At 61.6% G+C, this 5,541-nt stretch carries 1 protein-coding gene and 3 pseudogenes; 3 read left to right on the top strand and 1 reads right to left on the bottom strand.

What is annotated here, in order from left to right; genetic code table 11:
• Both QWZ14_RS02085 and QWZ14_RS02080 read left to right on the top strand, forming a co-directional pair.
• Positions 1-359 (top strand): annotated as a pseudogene (locus tag QWZ14_RS02085) (hypothetical protein); the annotation flags it as partial.
• Positions 352-594: pseudogene (locus QWZ14_RS02080) on the top strand (transposase domain-containing protein); the annotation flags it as partial. The pseudogenes QWZ14_RS02085 and QWZ14_RS02080, both read left to right, overlap by 8 nt.
• A 305-nt stretch (positions 595-899) precedes the next feature.
• On the opposite strand, the gene QWZ14_RS02075 reads toward QWZ14_RS02080, so the two are convergent.
• Complete coding sequence (locus QWZ14_RS02075; RefSeq protein ID WP_290314905.1) at positions 900-5,135, bottom strand: chemotaxis protein CheB; 4,236 nt, start codon at positions 5,133-5,135, stop codon at positions 900-902.
• A gap of 94 nt (positions 5,136-5,229) precedes the next feature.
• Here QWZ14_RS02075 and QWZ14_RS02070 point away from each other — a divergent pair.
• A pseudogene (locus QWZ14_RS02070) lies at positions 5,230-5,541 on the top strand (IS630 family transposase); the annotation flags it as partial.

Genomic DNA, 5,541 nt, shown 5'->3' with positions numbered 1-5,541 from the left:
ATCCAATTCTGCCCCTGCTGCCGCCGCGACGCTTACACTGCACCGGCGGTGACGTGCTGATCGCTCTTACCTGCTTGGCGATTGCACTGATCACCGTCGGACATCGCAACTGGCCGCGGCGCGCCTTTCGATCGGTTGCCGCGGTGACGGTGGTTCTCGGTGTCGGCTACACGATCTTCAGTGAATGGCTGAACATCGTCGTACGCCAAAGCTGGGCCTACTCGGAACGGATGCCGGTCGTTCCGGTCATCGACACCGGCGTCACCCCGCTTCTGCAATGGCTGGTGGTGCCTCTGGTTGCCCTTTGGCTTGCGCACCGGACCGCACAGCGTGATCCGGTTATCCCGGCAGCGTCTTAGCCGCAGCATTGCCCTCGGGCGAAAATCTTGGTTATTCGCGGGGTCAGACCGTGGCCGCGAGCGGGCTGCGGCGATGTACTCCCTCATCGTCACCGCCAAGCTGAACGATGTCGATCCCCGCGCCTGGCTGGCCGATGTGCTGGCTTGGATCGCCGGCCATCCCGCATCGCGCCTGCACGAGTTGCTACCTTGGAACTGGAAAAACACCCAGGCACAACAGGCCGCGGCCGCCTGATCATCGTTGACCGCGGCCTTGGCCGGACGCGTACGACGGTAACGTTGAGCTCGCGGGCCACGGTCTCCAGCGGCTCACCGCGCAGCAGTCAGGTGACTGCGGCCAGCTTACGCCGGGCGAAGTTGCGACGCTCCAGCCTAGCACCGCCTATGGAGGCGCCAGCGACAGCATTCTGGGCGCCTGCCTGGGCCCCCACGGGGCTTGTCGCTGTGGTTCCGATCCATCGCTCTGACCTCCGGTTGCGGTAACCTCTACTGCAGTCGGTTGTCTCATCGAACCGTGTCGCCCCCAACGAATAATCCAAATTAGCTTGTCACAGGTTCCGCCGTCAGGGCCAGACGTGCCAACGCAGGCAGAGACTTCGCGCCGGTCCGCCGCATGATTTCCGCACGGTGGGCTTCGACCGTTCGCTGGCTAATGCCAAGGTCAGCAGCGATGTTTTTGCTCGGTTCGCCCGCCAGGACACGCGTCATGACTTCGCGCTGCCGCGCGGTCAGGCCCATTAGGCTGTCTGCCGCTTTCTGGCGCCAGGCGGCCAGCTTTCCATGGTCGCGTGACTGCGCCACCGCCTGATCAACTGCAGCACGCAGGGTCGCGGCACGCACAGGCTTTTCGACGAAATCCGAAGCACCGGATTTCATGGCACGTACCGCAGCCCCCACGTCCTGAAGACCGGTGACCATGATAGCCGGCAGGGTGTCCCCCGCCTGGCGCAACCGGGCCAGCAGATCGAAGCCGTCCATGCCAGGCAGTTTCGCATCTACCAGTAGGCAGGCGTTTCCTTCGCCGGCGTGATAGGCTTCGAGGAACGCCTCAGCACTCGCATAGCCGATGACCGCCTGCCCATCCCGTTGCAGTACCCGCTCCAGCACCTGTCTCGCATGGGCGTCATCTTCCACCACATGAATTGTGGTAAGGCCGGTCGGTGGCGGCGCAGTCGGGCTCTGTGGCGCTTCAGACAGCAGGCGTTGCATCAGGGTGGAAAGGGTGTCTGCCCGCACCGGCTTGTGCAGGCGTAGACAGTTTCGCCGCTCAATGTCCCGCAGGGTTTCGGTAGAGATGTCGGCTGTGAGGATAATAATGGGCACTGCCAACCCTAGCCGTTCGCGCAGCAGATCACCAAGATGCACCCCGTTTATACCCTTGGGCAGGTTGAAATCTGCCAGAATGATATCGGGCCTGATGGCGCCGCCCGCCGCAATTGCTAGCGCCGCCTCACCATCGGCCGCAGAGATGGCGGAATGGCCCTGCTCGGTCAGCACCCGCTCCAGCAGATCACGTACATCGGGATCGTCCTCGACCACCAAAATGGTGCCGGTATAGTGGGGGACGGCGGACGGTGTCGCCGGCGTGGTAGGGAAAGAGGGCGACCCGCAAAGCGGCACCGCGATCGCAAAGACCGAACCTTGCCCAGGCTTGGAGCGGACGTCCAAGCCATGACCGAGTAGCACAGCGAGCCGCTGCACGATTGAGAGGCCGAGGCCTAGCCCGCGCTTTCGTTCGCGCGCTACGTTGTCAAGCTGGTGGTACTCGTCAAAGATAGAACCTCTGTCCTTTTCAGGGATGCCAATACCTGTGTCCCATACCTCAATACTGAGCTTCCCTTCACGGCGTCGGCAGCCCAGCAGGATGCGACCCTGACGTGTGTATTTCAGGGCGTTGGACAACAGATTCCGCAGCATCTGCTCCAGCAGCCGCGGATCGCTTTGGATCGTCAGGTCGCAGGGCACCATACGGAGGTCGAGCCCCTGACCTGCGGCAAGATAGCCGAATTCTTGGCATAGCTCGGTAAGAAGGGGTGCGATTGGGAAAGGCACCGCTTCCGCCTTCAGGGCGCCGGTCTCAATTTCGTTGATGTCGAGCAGGGAATCCAACATGCCGGACATGGCGTTGAGCGTCGGTTCCTGCATCGCCACCAGCTTGCGGGCCTCCTCGCCTTCAACCACCTTCGCCAGCAGATCGCGTAGCAGCGTCAGGGTTTGCAGAGGCTGCCGCAGATCATGGCTTGCGGCGCCGAGGAAGCGCGACTTGGCGGCGCTCGCTTGCTCCGCACGCTGCATTGCTTCGCTCAGCGCTTCTTTGATCTCACGCCGTGCGGTAATATCGACAAAGGTGATGACAACGCCCTTCACAGCTCCACCCTGAGCTCGATAGGGCAGCACGCGTCGGTTGAACCAAGCGCCAGCATCAGTCGAGATTTCGTCCACACGGGGCGTGGCGCCCGCTAGCACCGCCGCTGCATCCTCCAGCAGGGCTCCATCTGCGGCCAAGGACCGTAAATCAGCCAGTGGACGCCCAATGTCGCCTGGTATTACGTTAAATATGGCGCGCGTGGCCGGTGTGAAAAACCGAATCAGTAAATCTTTATCTAAAAATATCGTTGCCTCCTCAGTACTATACAACACATTCTGCAGATCATTTGAGATGGTCCGGCTATGCTCTAATGTCTCCTGCAGTTGCCCGTTAAGCACGGTCAGTTCCTCATTGAGTGACTGCAATTCCTCTTTCGAGGTCATCAATTCTTCATTGATAGAGTGGTATTCTTCGTTGACTGACAGTGCTTCATCATGCAAAGCGCGCTGCTCGTCGACGGCGCGTTCGAGGTCCTGGATAGCACCGCGCAGTTCGGCACGCGTGCTTTCCAACTCACGCTCCAGGCTAGCGACGCGTGGTCGGTTGCGGACGGTAGGGGCGCTATCGGGCAGTGCCACTGTTGGCTCCGCCTCAATGAAGCAAACCAGCAAAAGGACCTCGCCTTGATCCAGGATTTGCCTAATTTCAACGCAGGGATTCTTTGTGTCTTCGCGCAGAAAGGTTCGACCGGGCTGGCGTGCCATTGTCAACGCGGCGCGCAGCCGTGCCCGTAGCGCCGGTCGCACGATTGCCAGAAGCTGTTGGGTGGCGGCACCTGACGCGTGCAACAAGTAACGGTCGGTAGGACCCTGTGAATGCAGGCAGCGGTCCTGCGCATCCACCAGCACGGCGGCCGGCCCATAATTCTGATCCAGTAGGCGGCGGCACTGCTCCGCCAGTTTGATTGAACGTGGTGGTGAGCCGCGTGGCGTGGATCTGATCGCCGCGAAAGCCAAGCCACGGTCGGCTGGGCTGTCGCCGACTTGGCGCCGCCAAATGCGCTCAGCCTTCGCCACCACGGTGAAGCCTGCCTCGCCTGCGCCCAAGGTTTCTGATCCACCAAGCAGCAGGATACCACCGGGCCGCAGGGCGAACCGGAACAACGCCGCAACTCGCAACTGCGCCTCCGGTTTAAGGTAGATCAGCAAGTTGCGGCAGGAGATAATATTAAGCTGCGAGAATGGCGGGTCTGCCAGAAGATCCTGCACGGTGAACACCACCAGCGAACGCAACTCGGCGTTCACCTGCCAAGTATCATCTTCACGTGTGAAAAAGCGTACTAGCCGCGCCGGCGACACGGCAGCTTCGATGGCCATGGGGTAGCGGCCCTGGCGAGCCGTTGCCACCGCATCAGCATCTTTGTCGGAAGCGAAGATTTGCAGCCGGATATCCCGGCCACTAGCGGCTATCGCCTCGCGAAAGAGCATGGCGAGGGACCATATCTCTTCGCCCGTGCTGCAAGCGACTCCCCAGATGCGCAACGGCTCATCTCCAGGATGGGCGGCGAGAAGCTCAGGGATCACCTGCTCAGCAAGCCGCAGGAACACCTCGGGGTCGCGGAAAAATCCGGTGACGTGGATCAACAGGTCCTTCACCAGATTCGTGACTTCCGTGGCATCGCGTTCGAGTAGCGCGAGGTAGGTTGCCATTGCCGGCGTCCCGGCCAGGCCCATGCGATGCTCGATCCGGCGGCGTAGCGTGCCGGGCTTATAGAGACTAAAATCCGTTGCAGTGCGTTCTTGTAGCAAGGTCACGATATCAGTAAAGCGGTCGTCGACTGCGTCAGTCAGACGATCGTTGGCTACGTGTGCCGGCTGTCGCGCATGGTGGACTAGCGCCTGGGGCATAGCGGCAACAGGTAATACGATGTCCACGGCACTGGCTGCAATAGCGGCGCTTGGCATACCACCGAAAGCGGCCTCGGCCGGCTCCTGAGCCAGCACGAAACCACCTGCCGCACGCAATGCCAGGGATCCTCGTGTGCCATCCTCTCCGGTGCCCGAAAGCAGCACGACCATGGTACGCGATGCGTCTGCACCTGCTGCCAGCGACTGCAAAAGCGTATTGAAGGGCAGTCGCGCGCCGTGCCGCTCGATCGGAGCGGAAACCACTAGCCGCCCGGCCTGCACTGTGAGGGCGGTGCCCGGCGAAATGATGTAGAAATGCTCGGCTTCAACCACAGCGCCATCGTTTGCGGGCATTACCTTTAAGTCGGTATGATTCGCCAGTAGTTCCACCAGTAGGCTCGCATGCGTAGGGTCGAGATGCTGCACCAGGATGAAGGCAAAACCGGTAAGTTTCGGCAACGCGTCCAGAAAATGGCGACAAGCATCCAGGCCACCAGCGGAAGCACCGATGGCGACGATAGGCGGCGATCTGCTTCGGAGAGGATGTGATGCATTCGGCACGATATTCTCCAGACTACAGCCCTGTCCTAGAGCAGTTTGAGGTTGCGCGGAATCGCGCGTTCTGATTCGACGCTGGTGATGCAGGGTCGAGGCGATGATGACGGCACCTTTGTCTACGGACCTTCGGCGGCGGTTGGTCCGGGCGGTTGAGGCGGGTAGTTCGGCACGCGAGGCGGCACGGCGGTTTGAGGTGAGCCCCTCGGCGGCGATCAAGCTGATGCAGCGGGTCCGGGCGACGGGCAGCGCGGCGCCAGCCAAGGTAGGTGGCTATCGGAAGCCCTTGCTGGCTGGGCACGAAGCCCTGCTGCACGAGCTGACCACAGCCAAGCCGGGCATCACCCTGGCCGAGATCCAGGCGGCGCTGACTGGCCGCGGCATCCAGGCGGGCTCGCTGGCCACCATCTGG

The sequence above is a fragment of the Paeniroseomonas aquatica genome, assembly GCF_030409335.1.
GTDB classification, from domain to species: Bacteria; Pseudomonadota; Alphaproteobacteria; order Acetobacterales; family Acetobacteraceae; genus Belnapia; species Belnapia aquatica.
The sequence above is the reverse complement of the archived record's forward strand: the minus strand, read 5'-3'. Positions and strand labels throughout refer to the sequence as shown.